At 70.8% G+C, this 22,231-nt stretch carries 22 protein-coding genes; 6 read left to right on the top strand and 16 right to left on the bottom strand.

Annotated elements, in window-relative coordinates:
* Positions 1-221: 221 nt before the first annotated feature.
* From ACWD38_RS07170 to ACWD38_RS07190, 5 genes are all read right to left on the bottom strand, one after another.
* Positions 222-980 carry an ABC transporter ATP-binding protein gene (locus ACWD38_RS07170; protein ID WP_184478975.1) on the bottom strand — a complete coding sequence of 253 codons (759 nt, stop codon included), beginning with the start codon at positions 978-980 and terminating at the stop codon, positions 222-224.
* A gap of 10 nt (positions 981-990) precedes the next feature.
* Positions 991-1,959 (bottom strand): NrtA/SsuA/CpmA family ABC transporter substrate-binding protein, encoded by a 969-nt coding sequence (locus ACWD38_RS07175; RefSeq protein ID WP_450123573.1) that lies wholly within the window; start codon positions 1,957-1,959, stop codon positions 991-993.
* Between the two features lie 56 nt (positions 1,960-2,015).
* Complete coding sequence (locus ACWD38_RS07180) at positions 2,016-2,837, bottom strand: ABC transporter permease subunit (protein ID WP_343071351.1); 822 nt, start codon at positions 2,835-2,837, stop codon at positions 2,016-2,018.
* Between the two features lie 293 nt (positions 2,838-3,130).
* On the bottom strand, positions 3,131-3,211 hold the full coding sequence (locus ACWD38_RS07185; RefSeq protein ID WP_450123590.1) for a putative leader peptide: 81 nt from the start codon (positions 3,209-3,211) through the stop codon (positions 3,131-3,133).
* A gap of 75 nt (positions 3,212-3,286) precedes the next feature.
* Positions 3,287-5,131 (bottom strand): AMP-dependent synthetase/ligase, encoded by a 1,845-nt coding sequence (locus ACWD38_RS07190; RefSeq protein WP_450123574.1) that lies wholly within the window; start codon positions 5,129-5,131, stop codon positions 3,287-3,289.
* Positions 5,132-5,241: 110 nt separating this feature from the next.
* Here ACWD38_RS07190 and ACWD38_RS07195 point away from each other — a divergent pair, with 110 nt between their 5' ends.
* Positions 5,242-6,327, top strand: a complete 1,086-nt coding sequence (locus ACWD38_RS07195) for an AraC family transcriptional regulator (protein ID WP_184478972.1) — start codon at positions 5,242-5,244, stop codon at positions 6,325-6,327.
* A 222-nt stretch (positions 6,328-6,549) separates the two neighbouring features.
* On the opposite strand, the gene ACWD38_RS07200 is transcribed toward ACWD38_RS07195, so the two are convergent.
* Positions 6,550-7,854: an MCE family protein gene (locus tag ACWD38_RS07200; RefSeq protein ID WP_450123575.1), complete on the bottom strand. Its 1,305-nt coding sequence runs from the start codon at positions 7,852-7,854 to the stop codon at positions 6,550-6,552.
* 375 nt (positions 7,855-8,229) lie between these two features.
* A complete protein-coding gene (locus ACWD38_RS07205; RefSeq protein WP_184478970.1) occupies positions 8,230-8,511 on the bottom strand; it encodes a hypothetical protein in 282 nt (93 codons plus the stop codon).
* Between the two features lie 88 nt (positions 8,512-8,599).
* On the opposite strand from ACWD38_RS07205, the gene ACWD38_RS07210 reads away from it, so the two are divergent.
* From ACWD38_RS07210 to ACWD38_RS07220, 3 genes are all read left to right on the top strand, one after another.
* Complete coding sequence (locus ACWD38_RS07210; RefSeq protein WP_184478969.1) at positions 8,600-8,836, top strand: DUF397 domain-containing protein; 237 nt, start codon at positions 8,600-8,602, stop codon at positions 8,834-8,836.
* A gap of 152 nt (positions 8,837-8,988) precedes the next feature.
* On the top strand, positions 8,989-9,849 hold the full coding sequence (locus ACWD38_RS07215) for a Scr1 family TA system antitoxin-like transcriptional regulator (RefSeq protein WP_184478968.1): 861 nt from the start codon (positions 8,989-8,991) through the stop codon (positions 9,847-9,849).
* Between the two features lie 233 nt (positions 9,850-10,082).
* Positions 10,083-10,952, top strand: a complete 870-nt coding sequence (locus tag ACWD38_RS07220; protein WP_184478967.1) for an SAM-dependent methyltransferase — start codon at positions 10,083-10,085, stop codon at positions 10,950-10,952.
* Between the two features lie 27 nt (positions 10,953-10,979).
* On the opposite strand, the gene ACWD38_RS07225 is transcribed toward ACWD38_RS07220, so the two are convergent.
* From ACWD38_RS07225 to ACWD38_RS07235, 3 genes are all read right to left on the bottom strand, one after another.
* Positions 10,980-12,296 carry an LLM class flavin-dependent oxidoreductase gene (locus ACWD38_RS07225; protein ID WP_221315786.1) on the bottom strand — a complete coding sequence of 439 codons (1,317 nt, stop codon included), beginning with the start codon at positions 12,294-12,296 and terminating at the stop codon, positions 10,980-10,982.
* 14 nt (positions 12,297-12,310) lie between these two features.
* Positions 12,311-13,309, bottom strand: a complete 999-nt coding sequence (locus ACWD38_RS07230) for an ABC transporter substrate-binding protein (RefSeq protein WP_184478966.1) — start codon at positions 13,307-13,309, stop codon at positions 12,311-12,313.
* 133 nt (positions 13,310-13,442) lie between these two features.
* Positions 13,443-13,520 carry a putative leader peptide gene (locus tag ACWD38_RS07235; RefSeq protein WP_425503603.1) on the bottom strand — a complete coding sequence of 26 codons (78 nt, stop codon included), beginning with the start codon at positions 13,518-13,520 and terminating at the stop codon, positions 13,443-13,445.
* Between the two features lie 180 nt (positions 13,521-13,700).
* On the opposite strand from ACWD38_RS07235, the gene ACWD38_RS07240 reads away from it, so the two are divergent.
* On the top strand, positions 13,701-14,117 hold the full coding sequence (locus ACWD38_RS07240) for a universal stress protein (protein WP_184478965.1): 417 nt from the start codon (positions 13,701-13,703) through the stop codon (positions 14,115-14,117).
* Positions 14,118-14,378: 261 nt separating this feature from the next.
* Here ACWD38_RS07240 and ACWD38_RS07245 read toward each other — a convergent pair whose 3' ends face one another.
* A complete protein-coding gene (locus tag ACWD38_RS07245) occupies positions 14,379-15,164 on the bottom strand; it encodes an enoyl-CoA hydratase/isomerase family protein (protein ID WP_450123576.1) in 786 nt (261 codons plus the stop codon).
* 112 nt (positions 15,165-15,276) lie between these two features.
* Between ACWD38_RS07245 and ACWD38_RS07250 the strand changes: the two genes are divergently transcribed.
* Positions 15,277-15,993 carry a dienelactone hydrolase family protein gene (locus tag ACWD38_RS07250; protein WP_184478963.1) on the top strand — a complete coding sequence of 239 codons (717 nt, stop codon included), beginning with the start codon at positions 15,277-15,279 and terminating at the stop codon, positions 15,991-15,993.
* Between the two features lie 8 nt (positions 15,994-16,001).
* On the opposite strand, the gene ACWD38_RS07255 is transcribed toward ACWD38_RS07250, so the two are convergent.
* The 5 genes from ACWD38_RS07255 to ACWD38_RS07275 form a co-directional block, all read right to left on the bottom strand.
* Entirely contained in the window at positions 16,002-16,922 is a 921-nt protein-coding gene (locus tag ACWD38_RS07255) for an AEC family transporter (RefSeq protein WP_184478962.1), read from the bottom strand.
* A 317-nt stretch (positions 16,923-17,239) separates the two neighbouring features.
* Positions 17,240-18,139: an SAM-dependent methyltransferase gene (locus ACWD38_RS07260; protein WP_450123577.1), complete on the bottom strand. Its 900-nt coding sequence runs from the start codon at positions 18,137-18,139 to the stop codon at positions 17,240-17,242.
* 306 nt (positions 18,140-18,445) lie between these two features.
* Entirely contained in the window at positions 18,446-19,249 is an 804-nt protein-coding gene (locus tag ACWD38_RS07265; RefSeq protein WP_246456756.1) for an IclR family transcriptional regulator, read from the bottom strand.
* Positions 19,250-19,396: 147 nt separating this feature from the next.
* Positions 19,397-20,713: an MFS transporter gene (locus ACWD38_RS07270; RefSeq protein WP_450123578.1), complete on the bottom strand. Its 1,317-nt coding sequence runs from the start codon at positions 20,711-20,713 to the stop codon at positions 19,397-19,399.
* Positions 20,714-20,926: 213 nt separating this feature from the next.
* Positions 20,927-22,219 carry an enolase C-terminal domain-like protein gene (locus tag ACWD38_RS07275; RefSeq protein ID WP_450123579.1) on the bottom strand — a complete coding sequence of 431 codons (1,293 nt, stop codon included), beginning with the start codon at positions 22,217-22,219 and terminating at the stop codon, positions 20,927-20,929.
* Positions 22,220-22,231: the final 12 nt, after the last annotated feature.

The following is a 22,231-nucleotide window of genomic DNA, read 5'->3' on the forward strand; positions in this document are numbered from 1 at the left end:
CGAACCGGCCGATTTCTCGCGACAGCGCACACCCCCGGTGGCGTGTGGCCCACGAGGCGCTGATCCACGCCCTCGGCGGGTCACCGAGATCCGGGTCGCACGGGTATTCTCCCCGGTCGGTTCGGGGCTGCCGGGGACACGTCGGGCGATGGGCGGCATTCGCTCGGGCGCCGTGCTCGCGAAGGGTGCTCACGCCGTGGCCGCTCGTGCTGGAAACGAGATCATGAGGCCGCTCCTGGTGACGTGGATGCCGCCGGGACGGCGTCCTCGCCGCCATCGGTGACGCCGAGCTCGGCCAGCAGCAGGGCCCGCAGCCGGGTGAACTCCGGGTCCGTGCGATCACCGCCGGCGGCGAGTTCGACGCGGTGGTCGGCGGCGAGGTGCCCGTCGCGCAGCACGACGACGCGGTCGGCCAGCAGCACCGCTTCGTCCACGTCGTGGGTCACCAGCAGCACGGCGGGCCGGTGCGCGGCGATCAGGCGGCGCACCAGCGAGTGCATCCGGATGCGGGTCAGCGCGTCCAGTGCCGCGAACGGTTCGTCGAGCAGCAGCAGTCTCGGCTCGCGCACCAGCGCGCGGGCCAGCGCGACGCGCTGCGCCTCTCCGCCGGAAAGCGTCGCGGGCCAGGAATCGAGGTGCTGGTCGAGCCCGACCTCCGCGAGCGCGCGGGCCGCCTCGTCGCGCGCTCGGGCGCCGCGAAGCCCGATCGCGACGTTGCGCCACACCCGCCGCCACGGCAGCAGCCGGTGTTCCTGGAACACGACCATGCGCTGCCGCGGAGTCGTGATCCTCCCGCCGTCGGGGTCGTCGAGCCCGGCCAGCAGCCGCAGCAGCGTGGTCTTGCCGCACCCGCTCTTGCCGATCAGCGCGACGAACTCCCCGCGTCGCACGTCCAGGTCCAGCGCGTGCAGCACGGTGCGGTCCCCGAACCGGCGGGCCAGTCCGCGCACCCGCACGGCGGGTTCGGGCTCGGTGCTCATGCTCGTCTCCTCACAGCCGCACGGAGTGCTCGGCGATGTCGATCGACCCGCTGAGGATGTCCCGATCCGACAGCCAGTCCGCGCCGCGCTGCAACTGGGCGACGCCGTCGTCGTCGATGAACGACAACCTCGTCCGCACGTCGTGGCGGGCCATCCGGTCCAGCACCGCCTCCGGGTAGTGCGACACCGCGTTGCCGATGCGCAACGACTCGGCGTAGTGCGCGTTCTGCCACTCGTACTCGGCCTGGTAGGCGCGGATCACCGCGCGCACGGCGTCGGCGTGCTGCTCGGCGTAGTCGCGTCGGACCAGGAAGCTCGTGAAGTCGATCTGGAAGTCCAGCTCGTCGCCCTCCACGAAGATCGGCGTGGCGCCGTACTCCACCTCGGCGATCTCCCGGAAGCCCTGCCAGATCGACCAGGCGTCGATCTGGCCGGAGCCGAAGGCCGCACTCGCCTCCGGCGGGTTCATGTAGACCACGTTCACCGACTTACGCGGCACACCGTGCTTTTCCAGCGCGGCGACCAGCAAGAACTCGCCGAGCCCGGCCTTGTTCACCGCCACCGTGCGCCCTGCCAGGTCCGGTACCGCGCGGATTCCGGAGCCCGCGCGGGCGAGCACGGCGGAGGTGCGCGGCTCCGCCGTCGCCCACGCCACGTACACCAGATCGGCGCCGGAGAGGATCGCCTGGTCGGCGGGCGTGGTGCTACCGCCGAAGCTGATGTCGGCGCTGCCGCCGACGACGGCCTGCATGCTCGGCGCGTGGTTGGCGAACGGGCCCACCCATTCGGCGGTGATCCCTTGCTGCCGCAACGCCTGCGCCAGCGTGCCGCGGATCTTCGGCACCGAGATCGGGCCGTGGGTGAGCCGCACCGTGCCCGCCTCCGCGCCCCCGGCTCCGGCGGCGCAGCTCGCCAACGACGGCGCCAGCACCGCCAACCCGGCCGCGGCCAACATCGAACGACGTCGGATCGCACTCACGTCGAGACTCCTGTTCTACTCTGATGGCGGGGAAAAGCCCGCAGGGGCACGAAGATTCACGCGGACAGGCGGGCATAAGCCGGGTTCCAGCGCAGCAGCCGGCGCTCCAGGAGCCTCGTCACCAGGTCGCACCCCACGCCGATCACGGCGTAGATCACCACGACGAGCACGATCACGTCGGTCTGCAGGAATTCGCGGGCGTTGGTGGCCATGAACCCGATCCCGGCGTCGGCGCCCATCGTCTCGGCGATCACCAGCGCCAGCCACGAATGCGTCAGCGCCAGCCGCAGCCCGGACAGGATCGAGGGCAGCGCGCCGGGCAGCACGACCCAGCGGATGCGTTCGGCGCGGCCCAAGCCGACCACCCGCGCCATCTCCAGCAGCTTCGGGTCGATCTGGCGGATGCCCAGCACCGCGTTGAGGTACAGGGGGACGGCGGTGCCCAGCGCGATGAGGAAGATCTTGCCGCTCTCCTCGATGCCGAACCACACGATCACCAGCGGCAGCATCGCCAGGAACGGGATCGCGCGGATCATCTGGATCCCCCGATCCAGCAACGACTCCGCGATGCGGGACAGCCCCACGGCGAGCCCCAGACCGAGGCCGACGACCGCCCCGACGGCGAACCCGGCACCGGCCCGGTACAGGCTGGCCAGCAGGTTCGCCGGGAGCTCACCGTCGGCGGTGAGCTCGGCGGCGGTTCCCAGCACCGTGCTGGGCGCGGGCAGCAGCTGCACGTCGAGCAGGCCGGTGCGGGCGCTGATCTCCCAGAGCAGCAGGAGCAGCGCGGGCGTCGCCCAGGACACCGCGCGGTGCGGGAAGGACGGGCGGTTCCGGGTCGAGGGTTCGGCGGTGGCGGGGTGCGCGGTCGCCGTCACGAGACGTCCGTCCACTGCGGACGGAGAGGTCCCGTGCGCGGCCCGAGTTCGGTGCGCATGGCGGGCTCCTGGACGTGCGGGCACGGCCGAGGCCCTCCAGGCCGCGAGGCGGCGAGCGGCGCCACCGGTCGCGGTGGGGACGATCGCCGTCGCGGTGTGGAGGAGCCGGGCATTCCGACCGTGCGGGAGGACTTTCCGGAGTTCCGGGTGACGACCGCTCGTCGCGGGACGAGCTCGTGGTCACCGGAGGACGGCCTCGGCGCGTGGCCGGGCACGGGTGAGCGAGGCGACCGTCAGCGCCGACACAGCGCGCTGGCGTGCCGTCGCAGATCGACGTGCCGCCGCGTCACGAACCGCTGGATCGCCTTCACCACCGCAGCATCGCCGCAGGGCCACCGGAAAGTCAACGTGCCAGGTTCAGTTTTCCCGCCTGCTGGACGGACGCGGCATCACCGCGGGTAGAGCGCGTCCAAGTGCTCCCGGTTGTTCTTCACGACCACGGCGCGGCGGATCTTGCGGGTCGGGGTGAGCTCGCCTTCGTCCTCGCTCCACTGGGTCGGCGCGAAGTCCCACTCGCGCACGTGCTCCACCCGCGCCAGCCGCGAGTTCGCCAGCGCCACGGCTTGGCCGATCTCCTCGCGCAGCTGCGGATTCGCCAGCAGGTCCTCCCGGACCGCCCCGGCGAGCCCGCGCTGCTCGGCCCACTTCGCCAGCGCGTCCGCGTCGGGCAGCAGCAGCGCCACCAGGTACGGACGCCCGTCGCCGTGCACCAGCGCCTGCTCGATGAGCGGGTGCTCCACCAGCAGCGACTCCACGGTGACGGGACTGATGTTCTTCCCGCCCGCGGTGATGATGAGTTCCTTCTGCCGCCCGGTGATCCGCAGCATCCCGTCGTCGTCCAGCGAACCCAGATCTCCGGTGCGCAGGTAACCGTCCATGGTGAACAGGTCCCGGTCCGCCTCGGGCAGGTTGCGGTAGCCGGAGGCGCACAACGGCCCGCGCACCAGCACTTCGCCCTCACCGGTCAGCCGCAGTTCCACGCCCGGCATCGCCTTGCCGACCGTGCCCGGCCGGCGCGGATCGCCCGCGCGGTGCATCACCGCCGCACCGCAGGTCTCCGACAGGCCGTACACGCCGGTGAGCTCCATGCCCAACCCGGCGAAGAACCGCTCCAACCCCGGCGGCAGTGGCGCCGCACCGACCGCGCGCACCGCGCACCGGTCCAGCCCCAGCGCCACCGGGATGCGGTGCAGCACGGCACGATGCGCCAGCCGCGCCAACATCTTCTGGGTGTCGGTGGCGTCCGGGGCGGCGCCCTGCTCGGCCGCGCGCAGCGCCCAGGCGCCGAGCTTGCCGCGCACGCCGTCCTGCTCGGCGATCCGCGATTCGATGCCGGTGCGCAACTTGTCCCACACCTGCGGGACGCCGAACAGGATCGTCGGGCGCACCTCGGCGAGCCGCTGCGGCAATTCCTTGACGCTGGCGCAGAAATGGGTCTCCCCGCCGCTGCGCAGCGGCAGGTACACCGACAGCACTCGCTCCGCGACGTGCGCCAGCGGCAGGTACGAGAGGCTGACCACCTCGTCGGGCAGGCCCGCGGCCCGCGCCAGCGCCTCCACTTCGTAGAGCAGCGCGCGGTGGCTGAGCTCCACGCCCTTGGAGGTGCCGGTGGTGCCGGAGGTGTAGATCAGGACCGCGATGTCCTCGGGGTCCGGACACATCTGCTCCTGCACGGACGGGTCGTCGTGGGCGAACGAGCCGTCGTCCACCGCCGCGCCCAGTTCGAGGAATTCCTCCCAGGTCAGGATCTTCCCGGTGAATCCGGCCGGGCGGGCGTCCCCGATCTCGCCGAGCGTGATCACCACGCCGAGCTCCGTCGGCTCGCCCAGCACCGGCAGCCACCGGCGCCACGCGTCCTCGCCTTCCACGACGGCGATCTTCGCGCCGGAATCGACCACCACGTGGCGGATCTGCTCCGGCGCCAGCGTCGCGTACAGCGTCGTGGTCGTCGCTCCCGCCGTCGAGGCGCCCAGGTCCGCGAGGATGTGCTCGGGCCGGTTGCTCGCCATCACGCCCAGCACGTCACCGGGCACCAGGCCCAGCGAGCGCAGCGCCGCCGCGATGCTCAGCACCTCGCCGTGCACCTGCGACCACGTCCAGCGCTCGTCGGCCGTGGCGAACGCCGGCGCGTCGGGCCGGGACCGGGCGATGTCCGCGAGCAGACTCGGCACGGTCCGGCCGCGGATCGCCGCCTCGATCTCGTCCCGCTCGGCTTGGACCTCGGTCGCGGTCATGCGTTGCTCCCCTGCAAATGGCCTACACGGTGTCGTCCGTCACGATCACGTTAAGCGGGAAAGGGGTGGGGGCTATGACGTCGGCGGCCACGTGATTGATACTTCCGGACATGCCGCATCGTCGCGACAAGGATCACAGCACGGGTGTGCGCGCACCCGACGCCATCCCGGACCCGGTCGTCCGGGATTGGGACTTCCCGCGCAGCCCGATCAGCGCCCTGCTGCTCACCCGATTCGCCGCCGAGTACCAGGTTCCGGCGGCGACGGTGTTGTGCGGAACCGGGCTCACCGAAACGGAACTGGAGGACCCCTCGTTCTCCGTCGACGCGCACCAGGAGCTGCGCATCGTGCGGAACCTCGTCAACGCGCTGCCCCCGTCGCCAGGCCTGGGCATGCTCGCCGGGTTGCAGTACCACTTGACCGCGTACGGCATCCTCGGGTTCGCGTTCATCAGCAGTCCGACGGTGCGCGACGGCATGGCGGTGGCGCTGCGCTACCTGGAGCTGAGCTTCGCGTTCTGCATCCCGCGGATCCGCTGGTCCGGCGAGGAGCTGCGGGTGGAGCTCGACTCGTCGGCCATCCCGTCGGACGTGCGGGATTTCCTGGTGGAACGCGACCTTTCCGCGATCCACACCATCATGGTCGAGCTGCTGCCCGCGCCGATCCCGGTGCAGCGCATCGAGCTGAGCCTGCCTCCGCCGCCGGACGGCATCGAGGCGCCCGCGTTCTTCGGCACGGTGCCGTCGTTCGGCGCACCGAAAGACGTGATCATCCTCGATCCGGCGTTCCTGGACCAGCCGCTGCCGCAGGCGAACGAGCACACCTTGGCGATGTGCGAGGCGCAGTGCCGAGATCTGCTGGCGGGCAGGCGGGAGCGCACCGGGTTCGCCAAGCAGGTGCGCGATCAGATGCTCGGGCCCGACGGGGTGCGGATGGGGATGGAGGACGTGGCGCGCAAGCTGCACACCACGGCCCGCACGCTGCACCGCAGGCTCAACGCCGAGGGCACCAACTTCCAGGCGGTGCGCGACGAAGTCCGCGCCGCGCTCGCCGAGGGGATGTTGCGCGACGGCGCGCTGTCGGTGGACGACATCGCGATCCGCCTGGGGTACGCGGAAGCGGCCAGCTTCATCCACGCCTTCAAGCGGTGGACCGGGACGACGCCGATGTCCTACGCCCGGCGACGTCAGCAGTGACCGCCAGGTGGGCGCGCACCGCGGTCCGGCACGCGCCCACCTCGGCCGGTCGGCGTCGCGGGAGTCGTTCGGGTGAGCGCGACGAAGCCGCCGCGAGATCTCCTCGTGCGGCGGCGAAATCTCCTCGGTCGAGTCGTACGAGAAGGGGGCCGTCGGGCCGGGTCGCACCTACCCGGCCCGACGGAGTTTCGGGCCCGCCCACGGGAACCGCGGGCGGGCGGCTCAGCGGTAGCTCACCTCGGCACCGCGCAGCACCGGACCCACCAGCATCGAGCCCCACCGCGGGACGGTGCTCGCCGGAACCCCCATCGACGGGGCCAGGACGGTGGACATCGCGTCGCGCTCCTGCGGCGAGTTGATCAGGCCGAGTCCGCCGGCCCCGCCGGAGGAGGCGGCTCCCGGCGCATCGGCCGGGGCGGGAGCGGTCGAACCGTCCTGGATCGGGCCGTCCGGCGGGTACTGCGGCCGGGTCCCCGGCGGGTAGTCGTAGCAGCGCGGCCCGCGCTCGTCGTCGAAGGACGGTTCTTCGCCCGGCACGTACTCGCCCCGCGGGGGCACCACTTCCAGCGTGACGTGCGCGCCGGGCTCGTCGGTGCCGACGCCGAAGACGTCGTCGACCAACGGGATGATCCCGGTGAGGCTGCGCAGCAGGCACGGGTACTGCGGGGAGTACTTCGCGAGCACGTCCGCGGTGGGCCGCGACGACTCGCCCAACCTGATCAGGTCGTCCCCGCTGGCCTCCAGGAAACCCGTCGCGTCGTTCGACGCCGTGGTCAGCTGCGAGGTCAACGACCGCAGGTCTTGCTGCTGCGCGACCAAGGTCCGCGAGGTCACCGACAGATCACCCAGCGCCTGCAGCACGTCCGGAGCCGCCTGCTCGTAGGTCTCGGCCACGCCCACCAGCTGGCGCAGGTTCTCCTGCAGCTGCGGCAAGGACGGGTTGAGCCCCTCGACGTACTGGTTCAGCCGCGTGATCGTGTCGCCGACCTCCTCACCGCGACCGTCGAGCGCCTGGTCCAGCGAATTCAGCGTCACCGCCAGGTCGTCCGGGTGCACCGCCTGCAGCACCGGCATCGTGTCCGCCAGCACCGTCTCCAGCTCCACCGACGCCCGCGTCCGGTCCTGCGAGATCACATCGCCCGCGGCCAGCCGCGTCGACGACGCCTGCTCCGGCACGTCCAGCGACACGTAGCGCTCACCGAACAACGTCCGCGGCAGCAGCCTCGCCGACACGTTCGCGGGCAGCAGCCGCGCCTTGTCCGGCTCCAGCGCCAAGTGCAGCTCCGCGCCCTCGTCGGTGGGCCGCACCTCGTCGACCCGGCCCACGGTCATGCCGCGGACCTTCACCTCGGAGTCGGGCATCAGCTGATTTCCCGTGGACGCCGCGCGCAGGACCACGTCCACGCTCGGCCGGAAGACGCCTTGGTAGGTCGCCACCGTCACGCTCAAGAACAACGCGACGCACAGCAGCAGTGCCAAACCCAGCAACCTGCGCCGCACCGTCGCGAAGGTGCTGTCTCTGCTCATCGGACCGCCGTCGACTCGTACCCGGAACACCCCGCGAGCCGCGCGTGCGCGCCGGTTCCGCGGGGACCTCACTCACGGCGCTCGCCCGGATGGAACACGCCGGGGAGGCCGGATAGGGCAAGAGAGTAGGACGTCGGCGTGACCTGAGTCATGACAACCCCGGTCAGCCGATTGACCATTCCGGACAGATCAACGGGCGCTGTCGTCCGCACCCGGATCGGCGCGGAATGTCGCCCTGCGCGGGCGGAAACGCGCTCGCGACGCAGGACGCGGCCGGGTTCGCGGCGCACCGCCGCGCTCGGGCCGAACCAGGACGTGTCGAGATTTCGGGACGTGCGTGGCGGCCGAGGACAACGGGGCCGCCGCGTTGGATCATCAGAGCTCGGAATCCTCGGGCAGAGCCGCTCCGACCGGCATCGAGGCGACACAGGAGACGCACGGCATGCAGCCGCCGGCAGGCACGTCGCCGATCGCATCCGGACGGAGTCCCATGCCGCAGGCGGTCCGCGCCAAACCCGCGTCCCAGTCGACGGAGACGATCGCGTGCGCCTGCCGCAGTGACACGCGGTGGTGCTTGCGCAGCACCCACACGCGCTGCTCCAGGGCAGCGTCCGGGTCACGCCGGAGGTGTGCGGAGCTGTTCGCAACGCTGGGCATCATTGCTCCCTCCTGTGCTTGAGATTAATCCTACTCAAGGATTAATCTCATTGTCGAGCTGAACTGAACAGTGTGGAGGGAGCGCCACGTGCACGCACCGGACCCGGCCCCAACGACCTCGTACTTCCCCCGGCGCGGCTGGACGGCCGCCAACCGCTGCGGACCCAACGGCGGCAACTGCGTTGAGGTCAACCACCCCGTGGCCGGCGGCCACGTCGGAGTCCGCGACAGCAAGAACATCGCCGACGGGGTCCTGGTGTTCAACGCCGAGCAGTGGCGTTCTTTCCTGTCCGGGACCCGCGGAGGCGCGTTCGACCTGACGTGATCACCATCGGCGCGGGAAGCGACGACGATTATTCCCCTGAAGAGTGAATGTGCGGATCTCGCCGGCAACCCGCCGGGGACCACGCCCGGGTGAGCGTACTCGGTTAACATGATCTGCTGGTCGAGACTTTGAACGTAGAGCGGAGATTCCGAGTGCCGAGCACGGTGACGTCGCGGCGCAGACAGCTCGGCAACGAGATCCGCCGAGCGCGGATGACGGTGGGGATGACCCAACAAGAGGTCGCCGAGCTGCTGGGCTGCCGGCAGGGCAAGGTCAACAAGATCGAGTCCGGCGCGGTGGCGGTCAAGCAGGCCGAGCTCAAGCAGATGCTGGAGGCGTTCCAGTGCAGCGACGCGCAGTCGGAGCTGATGCTGGAACTGGCCCGGTCCAGCACCGGGCAGCGCGGGCAGTGGTCCGGGTACCGCTCCGCGGTGCCGCACTGGTTCCGGACCTTCACGGACCTGGAGCCCGCCGCCGGTGAGATCCTGAGCTGGCACGGCGAGCGGATCCCAGGTCCGCTGCAGTCCGAGCACTACATGCTCACCCAGTTCAGCGAGGACCGCGCCACGGACGTGACCTCGCTGGTCCGCAACCGGCAGGACCGCAAGCAGGTGTTCGACCTGGATCGCCCGCCGTACTACCGGTTCGTGATCGGTGAGGCGGCGTTCCGGCGGATGCCCGGCGGCCCGAACCCGTCGGTCGCCCTCGACCAGGTCGAGCACCTGCTGGACCTGGGCGAGCGCTATTCGCGCACCTTCATCCACGTGCTGCCGTTCGACGTGCGCCTCGCGTTCACGCCGAACGACTTCACGATCATGCGCTTCCCGGACGCCACCAAGGACTTCGTGTTCATCGAACACGCCGCGGGCGGCATTTACCTGGACGACGAGGGGGACTTCGAGCTGTTCGTCGACGCGTGGGACCGAATCCGCGGTGCCGCGCTCGAACTCAACGAATCGGTGGATTTCCTGCGCGGACTGGCGGCCGAATTCCGCTCGCAGATGAAGTTCTGATCATTTTCGCTTTCGGCGCGAGCCGAGGGAGCGGCGGCGGCCCTCCCTCGCTCGCGCGAGCCGGACGAGTCCCTGGCGGGGCCACCGGCCGCATTCGCGCGTCCAGTTCCGGACAACCCCCTGACCACGTGCGTTGTCGAATATTTCACCCGAACGGCCCCCGCTCACACTCAGCGTTCTAGGGGTTACGATTCGTCGCAAGATCACCCGGTTGTGACTGAAGGACCATACGTATGAGCGATGTTGACGAGGACCCGTTCCCCCCGCAGAGTGCGGATCTGACCAAACCGAGCGTCGCCCGGGTATACGACTGGTATCTCGGCGGCAAGGCGAACTGGGCCATCGACCGCGAATTCGGTCAGCACGTGATCAACGAATACCCGTTGTTACGCCCCATCGCGATCAGCAATCGACTCTTCCTGCACCGCGCGGTGCGCCACCTCGTGGCCCGCGGGGTGCACCAGTTCATCGACATCGGCTCCGGGGTGCCCACGATGGGCAACACGCACTCGGTGGCCGACGAGGTGGAGCCCGGGTCCAAGGTCGTCTACGTCGACCACGAGCCGGTCGCGGTGGCGCACTCCCAGGTGCTGCTGGAGAAGCACGGCGACCCCGGGCGCCACGCGGCGATCAACGCGGACTTCCGCAACCCGGAGCGGTTGTGGCAGCGCGCGATCGAGACCGGTGTGCTGGACCTGGAGCAGCCGGTCGCCATCCTGCTCATCGCGGTGCTGCACGTGCAGCAGCCCGGCCCGGACGGCGAGGACATCTCGCCGCAGGTCATGAAGCGGTACCGGGAACTGCTCCCGCCCGGCTCCTACCTGGCGCTGTCGCACCTGACCGATGACGGGGTGCCCGCCGAGCTCGACGAGCAGCTCGTCGGCATCAAGCAGATGTACGACAACTCCTCCAGCCCGGTGATCTGGCGCAGCCAGCAGCAGATCCGCGAGCTGTTCGGCGACTTCGAAATGCTCGAACCGGGCATGGCGTGGACGACGGACTGGCACCCGGAGGACCGCAGCCCGAACTTCTCGCCGGAACTGGACTTCAGCGAGTCCGGTCAAGCCGCGATCTGGGCGGGCGTCGGACGCAAGCAGCCCTGATCAGCCCCACGATCACCTCGGTGCTGGTCAAGGACGATCAACACCGAGGTGATCGCGCAGGGTACGACCGCGATACTCCGTGCGGAATAATCCTCGGCGCTGGAGCTCCGGGACCACGTGATCGAAGAAGTCCGTCACCCCGCCCGGCACGTAGGCGGGCATCAGGACGAAACCGTCGCAGGCACCTGCTTCGCGCCAGCGCTGCAGCTCGTCCGCGATCGTCACCGGTGATCCGGCGACCAGCGGGAACGACAGCGTCGCGGCGTACTCCGCACCCAGCTCGCCGAGCGTGAGACCGCGTTCGACGGCATCGGCGATCACGTGCTGGAACCGGCCCTTGCTGCCGCGGATCTCGTCGCGGACGTCGGGCACCGGCCCGTCCACCGGGTAGCGCGACAGGTCGTGGTTCATGCTGGCGGACATGAAGGTGAGGCCCGCGATGGGCAGCACCAGCGACCGCAGCTCCCGCTCGATCTCCGCGGCGTGCTCGTCGGTCTCGCCGACGATCGGCATGATCCCCGGCAGCACCCGGACCTCGTGCTCGGCCCGGCCCGCTTCCCGCACCTGCTGCTTGAACCCGCGGTAGAACTCCACGCCGCGTTCCAGGGTGGGCGCGACCGCGAACACGAGATCGGCGTTCTCGGCCGCGAGCCGCTGGAACACCCCGGACGCGCCCGCTTGGACGATCACCGGGCGCCCTTGGGGCGGGCGCGGCACCGTCAGCGGCCCGCGGACCTGGAACCACTCCCCGTCGTGATCGGCGTAGCGGACCTTGCCCGCATCGGCGAACCGCCCGGCCCGCTGGTCGGCGAGCACCGCGCCGTCGTCCCAGGTGTCCCACAGCGCGCGCACCGCGGTGAGGAACTCCGCCGCGCGCTCGTAGCGGGTCCCGTGGTCGAGGTGCTCGGTGCGGTTGAAGTTGCGCGCCTCGCCGTCGCTGACCGAGGTCACCGCGTTCCACGCCGCTCGCCCGCCGCTGAGGTGGTCGATGCTGGCGAACATCCGCGCCACGTGGAACGGCTCCGAGTAGGTCGTCGACGCCGTCGCGGCCAGCCCGATCCGCTCGGTCACCGACGACAACGCCGACAGCAGCACGATCGGGTCGAGGTGGGTGTTCGGCCGGTGTTCCAGCACGGTGGCGAAGTCTCCGCCGTAGATGTCGTCGACGGCGAGCTTGTCCGCGATGAACACCAGGTCCAGCTTCGCCCGCTCGGCCGCCTCGGTGAGCCGCCGGTAGTGGTCCAGGCCGTGGTCGCCGGGCGCGTCGGCGGCGGGATGGCGCCAGCCGCCCGCGTGGATCCCGGCGTCGCTCAGGTAGAGGGCCAGGTGCAGTTCTGCGGTCATCGTCGCGTCCCCGCTCAGTACAGGCCGCGGTCGACGTGCTCGGCGATGGCCAGGTGCTCGCGCAGCACGCCGAACTCCCGGTAGTTGTCGGCGACCTCCTGCAGCTGGGCGATCACCTGGTCGTCGACGGGCCCGCCGGTGCGCTGCGAGCGGTCGGAGACGAGCCGGGCCACGTTCGGCGGGCGGTGGCTGAGCTCGCCGTAGATCCGCGCGTTCTCCGCCGGCTCCGCGCGCGCCCAGTCGAGCGCCTTGTTGTACCGCCCGACGAAGTCGCGCACGGCCGCGCGGCGGCCCGGATCGTCGAGGGCCTCCTGGTAGGCGTTGATGAAGCTCAGGCCGTGGGCGAGGCCGTTCGCGTCGCGCAGCACGGTCGCGCCCTGGTCGAGCTGGGCCGCCGCGGTGTACGGGTCCCAGGTGGACCAGGCGTCGATGGCTCCGGAGCTCAGCGCGGCGCTGGCGTTGACCGGTTCCAGGAAGCTGATCCGCACCTCGTTCGCGGGCACTCCCGCCTCGCGCAATGCGCTGAGCAGCAGGTAGTGCCCCACGCTGCCGGGTGTCGTGGGCGAGACGGTCTTGCCGCGCAGGTCGGCGACCGAGGTGATCGGCGATCCCTGCGGCACCACGATGGCCAGTCCGTACTGCCGCACGGACCGGGTCGCCGAGACGATCTTGATGTCGGCTCCGGAGCCGAGTGCGTTGAGCGTCGGCGCGTCGCCCGCCAACCCGATGTCGACCGCTCCGCTGCGCAGCGCCTCCAGCAGCGGAGCGGCGGCGGCGAACTGGGACCAGCGCACCTCGTACTGCTTGCCGTCGAGCACGCCTGCGGCCTCCACCAGCGATTGCTGGATGCCCGCCTGGTCGCCGATGGTCAACGTGACCTTGGTGAGGTCGACGCTGCCGTCCTCGCGTACCGCGGAGTTCCCGCCGCAGGCCGCCGCGGCGAGCGGGCTCAGGGCGATCGGGGCGACGGCCAGCTTGGTCAAGAAGGAACGCCGCGTGGAGCGGGTCGACATGGAGCCTCCAACAGGAGCGCGCGGGCGGGGGCGCCGCGCGGGATGAGCGGGGACGGCATTCGTCCGCGGAGGACTGCCGCGAAGAAGGAGAGGGGTCAGCGGCGCCGGAACGAGCCGGCGGGACCGGGCCGGGTCAGCGGTGACAGAGCGCCGAGGACACCCGGGACAGGTCCACGTGATCCCGGGTGGTGAGCATCGGCCGCTGCGGCATGGGGAGAACGTAGCCAGGCCGCGACACCGCCGTAAACCCAATCCAACAGGTTGGGAATGCGATCGGGATCACCCCGCAGCCGTCGCCGAATCCTGGCCCGAGGTGATCGTCCCTGCTCAGCGCCGCGATGCGACCACTCGGGAGGTGCGGCACGGTGAAGCTGCCACAGGGAGGGCGAACATGACCGAGACCTATCAGATCGTGACCGGAGTGGACGGGTCAGCCTCGTCCCGCGCCGCGCTGCGCTGGGCGCTGTGGCACGCGGACCTCACGGGAGGCGCGATCACCGCGCTGATGGCGTGGGACCTCTCCCCCATCTACGGCTGGGCGCCGGAGGACGCCGGTCACGTCACGGCGCAGACGCTGCGGGAGGCGGTGCACGACGTCGCCGCCGAGTCGCGGGTTCCCGTGGAGCGCGTCGTCGCGCAGGGCAGCCCGGCGAAGGCGCTGCTCGACGCGGCCGCGGGCGCCGATCTGCTCGTCGTCGGCAGCCGGGGCCACGGCGGCTTCACCGGGGCCCTGCTCGGGTCGGTGGGCCAGCACTGCGTGCAGCACGCCCCCTGCCCTGTCGTCGTGGTCCGCGAAGGCACCCGCTGACCCGGCACTCCCCCGGCCCACCGACGCCCATTCGTGTCCCCGGCCTCCGCACCGGTCCGCAATTTCTCGCGAGATCACATCCCGTTCGCCCAGGAACACCCATGACCCCAACGCCATGCACTGGTGTTTTGCCCTTGCCGTGGCGGAGCGCCAGGGACCGGCGGGCTTTGATTTCTCGCGAAATTGCGGGGTGGGGGTGGGTGAGGCCCAGCCGGGTGGTGCGGAGCGGAGTCGGGGCGTGCGCGTCCTTCGGGAGGCCGGTCAGCCGGAGGTGGTGAAGTCGGGGGTGCGCTTGGCGAGGAAGGCCCGGACGCCCTCGTCGCACTCGGCGGAGGTGAACGCCTGATCGCTGGCTGCCAAGGAGCGGCGCAGCATCTCCTCGTCGCTCTCGTCGTCGGTGGCGTTGATCAGCGCCTTGCACAGGCGCAGCGAGGTGCGCGGACGGCGCGCCAGCGTCGTCGCCCACTCCTTCGCGGTGCGGAGCGCTTCGCCGCGCTCCACGACCTGGTTCAGCAGCCCCCAGGACAACGCGGTGTCCGCGTCGATGGGCTCGCCGAACAGCATCAGCTCCTTCGCCCGGACCTGGCCGACCCGCCGGGTCACGCGGAACGTGCCCCCGCTGCCGGGGAAGATGCCGAGCTTGATCTCCGGCAACGCCAACCGGACGTGGCGCTCCGCGATGAGCAGGTCGCAGCACACCGCGATCTCCAGCCCGCCGCCGTAGGTGAGCCCGCCGAGCGCGGCGATCGTCGGCACCGGCAGCTCGGCGAGCCGGTTGAACGCCGCGTTCTGCCTGCGCAGCTTCTTGTCCACGACCTCGCCGGGCCGCATCATCGCGGGGAACTCGGTGACGTCCGAGCCCGCGCAGAACGCCCGCTCGCCCGCGCCGGTCACGATCACGACCCGCGCGGCGTCGCGCTCGACCGCGTCCAGCGCGGCCTCCAACGCGCGGGTCGTCTCCAGCGACACCAGGTTCATCGGCGGATCGTCCAAGGTCAGCACTGCGATGCCGGAGTCGAACTCGTACCGGACGGACTCGGGTGCCACGGGTGTCCTCCACTGCGGTCGTCGGGGCGCACCGCCCATCGTGGATCATCGGCCGCGCCGGCCCGCACCCGCCCGAGCCGCTCGTCCCGCCGGGGATGCCTAGGGTGGACGCATGGCTGAGGAGATCACCGGAGAGTACGTCGCGGTCGGCACCTCCCGCGCTTACCTGGCGCGGCCCGAGGTGGACGGGGGCGGCGGGATGTTGCTGCTGCCGATGCTGACCGGCATCGGCGAGCAGGTCCGCGAGTTCGCCGCGGACCTCGCCGAGGCCGGGGTCACCGCGCTGTCCTGGGACCCGTGGGACGGCCCGAGCGCGGACGACACCGGGCACGAGGAGCTGGTGCGGCTGATGGGCCGGCTCGACGACGAGGCGGCGCTGGCCGAGCAGCAACGGCTGCTCTCGCACATGTTCAACGAGCTCGGCCTGACGCGGGTCGGGGTGATCGGCTGGTGCCTCGGCGGCCGGTTCGCGCTGCTGCTCGGCGCGCGGGACAAGCGGCTCGCCAACGTGATCGCCTACCACCCGACGGTGCCGATCCCGGCGGCGCCGAACCACGCGCTCGACGCGGCCGAGCACGCCGCCCGCATCGACGCGCCGGTGATGATGCACTACCCCGGTGCCGACGAGCTGGTGCCGCGGGAGAGCTTCGACGCGCTCAACGCGGCGCTCACCGGCCGCTCCCACGGGGCGAGCATCGTGCACACCTACCCGGGCGCCGAGCACGGTTTCAGCGCCCGCGCCCGGCAGTCGAAGCCGGTCAACGCGGAGGCCTACCTGCACTCCTGGCCGCAGTCGTTGAGCTTCGTGCGCACGACGACCCTGCGGTGAGCGGACCGCTACCCGAGCAAGGCGGCGATCACGCCGATTCCCGGTACCGCGAGGATGGTCGACAGCAGCACCGACTCGCGCGCCAGCACCAGTGAGGTCTCGTAGCGGGCCGCGTAGGTGAACAGGTTCTGCGCGGCCGGGAGCGCGGAGGTCACGACGACCGCGAACAGCTCCGCCTGCCCGAGGCCGAACGCGAAGTGCCCGAGCACCCAGGCCACGAGCGGCTGCACGACCGACTTCAACGCCACGGTCAGGAACACGACGCGCTTCTCCGGGCTGCGCCCCGGCAGGCTCGCGCCGCGCAGCGAGATCCCGAACGCCAGCAGCACGCCCGGCACCGCCATGCCGCCGAGCAGGTTGATCGGGTCGTACACGGCGTCCGGGACGTGCAGGCCGGTCGCGGCGACCGCCACGCCGCCGAGCGAGCCGAGCACCACCGGGTTCCGGAACGGCGCGGTGATCCGGGCGGTCCACGAGGTGCGCGCGCCGGGCCGCGAGAGGTCCAGCACCGCCAGCGCCACCGGTGTGATGACGAGTTGCTGCAGCAGCAGCACCGGGGCGACCAGCGAGGCGTCGCCGAGCACGTAGACCGCGATCGGGATGCCGAGGTTGCCGGAGTTGACGTAGCTGGAGCACAGCGCGCCGATCGTCGTGCGTCCGACGTCCCAGCCGCGGATCACCCCGACCGCCACGAACAGGCCCGCGACGACGAACGTGCTCAGCGCGGTGATCAGCAGCGGCAGCGAGGCGATCACGGACAGGTCGGCGCGGGCCAGCGTCGTGAACAGCAGCGCGGGGGTGCCGACGGAGAACGCGAGCCTGCTCAGCACTTCTTGGCCGTGTTCGCCGAGGGATCCGCGCCACGCCACCAGGTAGCCGACGGCGATGATGGCTCCGATGACCGTGAAGCCGGTGAGCACTCCGCTCACGCCGGCTCCGATCGGCGGGCGGGGTGCGGTCCCCCGCGCCCGGCGGGGTGCGCGCGACTCATCGGTGCGACTCCGATCCTCGACACGACGCGTCCGGCCGCACCGGGAAGGGCGGGACGCGGGAACGGTGCCCGCTGATTCGTTCGGGCACTACCGATTCGAATCGGAGACTAACCGACCGCGGGGCTCGCGAAAATTAGCCATGGCAATGACATATGTCATGATGTGAACCGGGCTGCCCCTCCCAGCGCAGGAAAATGTTCACATGGTGGGAAATTCCGCGCGGAACTCGCGGAGTCCACAGAGGACTCGCGTGGTCAGATCAATTCGGCGACCCCGCACCACGTCTCCGATTCCTCCGGCGCGGGGTCGTCCGGTTCCGGCTGCGGACCCCGCCATTGCGGAGTCCACACCACGCCCGGTTCCACCAGCCGCCATCCGTCGAACACCGCGCGCACCCCGGCGTGATCGCGATGGGTCACCTCGGTGCCGGACTTCGCCAGCACCTCCCGCAGCGCGCGCGCCTTGTCGGGCACGTGGTCCTGCGTCGTGTGCGAGACCACCAGGAAGCTGCCGCGCGAGCACTGGCCGCGGTACGCGGCGAGCATGTCCTCGATCCCGTCCGCATCGCTGACGTAGTGCAGCACCGCCACCATCAGCACCCCGACCGGACGGGAGAAGTCGAGCAGCTCCCGCGTCGGTTCGGCGGCGAGCACCGCCGCCGGATCGCGGACGTCGGCCTGCACCATCGCCGCGTTCGGGTTGCCCTGCAGCAGCTGGCGGGTGTGCGCGGCGGCCACCGGTTCGTTGTCGACGTACACCACGCGCGCGTCCGGATTCCGCACCTGCGCGATCTCGTGGGTGTTGCCGCGGGTGGGGATGCCCGAACCGAGGTCGAGGAACTGGTCGATCCCCTCGTCGACGCAGAACTCCACGGCGCGGCGCAGGAACGCGCGGTTCGACCGGGCGACGGCGGGCCCGCTGGGCATCACCGCGAACACCTTGTCCGCCACCTCGCGGTCGATCTTGAAGTTGTGGTCGCCGTTGAGCGCGTAGTCGTACATCCGCGCGGCGTTGGCGTGCTGCACGTCCACTCCCGGAATCGCGTGGAGGGAGAACTCGGAACCGGATTTCCGCCCGGCCTCCGGCTCTCTGGCAGCGGGAACCGCGGGCACCCTCGGCGGCGCGGCGGACTCCGGCACCCCCTGCTCGGGCACGACCGGACCGGCCGCACCCGCATCACACCGTCGTTCGCCCCGCCCCATCGGACGCTCCCCTCAGCCCGTTCCCCTGACCGGACTCCCACCGATTCCGAGCCTGCCGCCACCCACCGCCCCCGACAAGCCCCACCCGGACGAATCGAATTGCACCCGACGACCAACATCAGCAGGAAAAATCCACTGTGGACAAACCAAGAACGCCCCACGCCAAGCGCATTTCGATCATTGTCCTGTCAGCGGCGAAGCCGCTGAGCAGTGACCACCAATGCCACCCGACCACCGAAGCAAAAGAAGAAAAGAACATCACCGCCAAGAGACCTGTGAAGTCGGCCAGCGGAGGGCTGCTCGTTCGATTTCGTCGCGAGCCCGCAACATCCGCTCGACGGCGTCCTGCTGGATCTCCGGGGTCACCCGCGCAGTCGGCATCGAGCAGCTGATCGCGTCCTGCACCGGCCCGTCGTAGCGCAGTGCCACGCCGATGCAGTGCACGCCGACGTTGCTCTCCTCCCGTTCGATGGCGTAGCCGCGCTCCCGCGTGGCGGCCAGGTCCGCCTTCAGCTCAGCGCGGTCGAGGGTCGACTCGGTGAACTTCGGCAGCGGATCCGGCAGCAGTTCGTCGATCTCGGCGTCCTCCCGCTCGGCCAGCAGTGCTTTGCCGAGCGAGGTCGCGCTCGCCGGGAGGCGCCTGCCGACCCGGCTGAACGGGCGCAGGTGGTGCTTGGACTCGCGGGTCAGCAGGTAGACCACGTCGGCGCCGTCGAGCCGGGCGAAGTGCACCGTCTCCCCGAGGTCGGCCACCAGGTCGTCCAGGTACGGCTTGATCTCGGCGACGCGCAGGTCCCCGTCGATGTAGGAGGTGCCGACCAGCAGCGCCCGCACCCCGATCCCGTACAGCGAGCCGGTGGCGTCGGTGCGGACCCAGCCACGCGCGACGAGCGTCTGCAGCAGGGCGTAGAGGCTGCTGCGCGGGACCTGGGTGCGTTCGGCGAGTTCGCGCAGGTTCACCGGTTCGCCGTCGAGGCCGCCCAGCACCTCCAGGACTTCCACCGTGCGGGCCGCCGATTTGACGTCCCGCACCCCTTTCTGCCCGTCCGCCATGCCGCTCATCACGCACTCCCCTGCGACCGGAAAACCCCCGGCCACCACGCCTTTTCCGCAAAGCAACACCGTACACATCGGCGGTGCCCGCAGCCCCCGAAGGGCACTGCGCGCGGCGGGTGCGGGACGCACCGGTCCCGGCCCGCCGCGCAATCCTCAGCCGGGCGCGGGGTCCACCTGCCGGGTGCGGCCGATCAGCGTGGCCAGGCCCGCCGCGAGCAGCGACGCGATCGACAGCCCGTAGAGGCCGACCGTGGTGGACCCGGTCGATTCCTCCAGGAACCCGATCACCGTGGGCGCGACGAAGCCGCCGAGGTTGCCCAGCGAGTTCACCAGGGCGATGCCCGGCGCCACGATCTTGCCGTCGAGCCCTTGCTGGGCGATCGGCCAGAAGATCGATGCCGAGCACTTGAATCCGATCGCGGCCACGCACATCGCCAGCACTCCGAACCACGGGCCGCCCAGCGTGGTGAGGAACGTGCCGAGCGCGGCCACCAGCAGCGCCGCCGTGACGTACGGCCGCCGGACACCGGTTCGGTCGGTGAACCGGCCCATCGCGTACATCGCCGCGATCGCGCACGCCCAGGGGATCGCCGTCACGAGCCCGACGCCGAAGTCCGGCAATCCGCCGATGCCGTCGACCAGGCTGGGCAGCCAGAACGTGATCGTGTACCCGGTCAGCGAGATGGCGAAGAAGATGAAGCACAGCAGCAGGACCTGCGGGTTCACCAGCAGCCGCAGCTTGGAGACCTGCTCTCCCGCGTCGTCGCGCCGCGCGTCGTCGGCGGCGACCGCGTCCCGCAGCGCCGCTTTCTCCTCGGTGCTGAGCCACTTCGCGTCGCCGATGCGGGACACCAGGAAGAACCCGGCGACGACGCCGATCACGACCGACAGCACGCCTTGGCACAGGAACATCCACTTCCAGCCCGCCAGTCCGGCGACGCCATCGAGCTCCAGCAGTGCGCCGCTGACCGGTCCGGTCACCACGTAGGCCCCGGCGGAGCCGCCCAGGAAGATCGCGACGGCCCGGCCGCGGTACTGGTCGGGCAGCCAGCGGGTGAAGTAGTACATGACGCCGGGGAAGAATCCCGCCTCGGCGACGCCCAGCAGGAACCGCATCGCGTAGAACGTGGTGGTGTCGGTGATGAACGCCATCGCGAACACCACCACGCCCCAGCTGATCATGATGCGGGTCAGCCAGACCCGAGCGCCGAAGCGCTCCATGAGCATGTTGCTGGGCACTTCGAACAGGGCGTAGGCGACGAAGAACAGCCCGGCCCCGAGCCCGTAGGCCGCGGCCCCGATGCCCAGGTCGGCTTCCAGGTCGCCGCGCACGAACCCGATGTTCGTGCGGTCCATCTGGTTGATGATCAGCATGAGCACCACGAGCGGGATCATGCGTCGGAAGAACTTGCCGACCGCGCTGCTGAGCACGGCCTCGTCCGCTGCGGACTTCGGCGGCACCGTCGTCATTGACGTCTCTCCGAGGATGTTTCGGTCATCAGCGCGCGACGTCCGCCCGCCGATGTACACCGTTTTTCGTTCGTTGTCCGGTCAGCGGGAAGCCGCTGAGCGGCGATCACCGGAGCGATCGGCACCACGTGTTCTCGGCGTTCCTCCCGCTGTCCTCGTGGGAGGAACGCCGAGGCGCCGCCGCCCGACCGGCTCGCCCGGGGATGGTCTGCGTCACCAGACCGGGAAGGCGGGGGCAGTCCAGTCCGGGTGCACGCGGCGCATCGCGGCGGCGTCATCGCGGTCGCGCACGTCGCTGTCGAGCCAGCGCCGGTGCAGCGCCGCCAGCGACTCCCGGTCGAGTTCGACGCCCAGGCCGGGCGTGTCGGTGACGTCGACGGCGCCGTCGGTGAAGGTGTGCGGCACAGTGATGACGTCCTCGGTCTGCCACGGCCGGTGCGTGTCGCACGCGTAGTACAGCTCCGGGATGGTGGCCGCGACGTGGGTCATCGCGGCGAGGCTGATGCCCAGGTGCGTGTTGGAGTGCATGGAGAGCTGCTTGCCGTAGGTGCGGCACACCGCGGCCAGGTCCTGCGTCGCGCGCAGCCCGCCCCAGTAGTGGTGATCGGAGAGCACCACCTGCACGGCGTCGCTGGTGAACGCGGCGGGGACCTCGTCGATCGCGGTCACGCACATGTTGGTGGCCAGCGGCAGGCTCGTCTTCGCGGCGACCTGCGCCATCTGGCCGGTGCCCGCGGTGGGGTCCTCCAGGTATTCCGCGACGCCTTCGAGCGCCGCGGCGACCTCGAGGCTGGTCTGCACCGACCAGGCCCCGTTGGGGTCCAGCCGCAGCGGGGCGTCCGGGAAAGCCTCGTGCAGCGCGTGGATCGCCGCCACCTCCTGCTCCGGGGCGAAGGCGCCGCCCTTGAGCTTGAAGGACTTGAACCCGTAGCGGTCGGCGAACCGCCGCGCCTGCTCGACGACGCCCGCCGGGTCCAGCGCCGCTCCCCAGTCGTCCTGGGGCTCGCCCGCGACGGGGTGCTCGGCCCAGCGGTAGAACAGGTAGCCGCTGTACTCCACCCGGTCCCGGACCTTGCCGCCGAGCAGCGCGTGCACCGGTAATCCGGTCTCGTGCCCCAGCGCGTCGAGCAGCGCCACCTCGAATCCCGACACGACGCTGTGCACCAGCTTCACCTCGGTGCGGGCGCCGCGGAGGCCTTCGGCGACGACGGTGTTGTCGATCTGCGCGATGTCGACTTCGGCCGCCGCCGCGGAGACCCGGGCGAACAGGTCGTTGCGGGCGGTCAGCGGTTGTCCGACGAGTTTCGGCCCGAACGCCTGCGCGATCTTCAGGTAGTCGGTGTCGCCGTAGGTCTCGCCGATGCCGCTGACGTTGTTGTCGGTGACGACCTCGATGATCGTGCGCGGGGTGTAGGGCTGGTGCACGCCTTGCACGTTCAGCAGCGGCGGGTCGCTGATCAGGATCGGGGTGACGCGGACCTCGGCGATGCGGGTGCTCTCGGACATGGGGTTCTCCCT

Source organism: Saccharopolyspora sp. NPDC002578 (assembly GCF_053592695.1).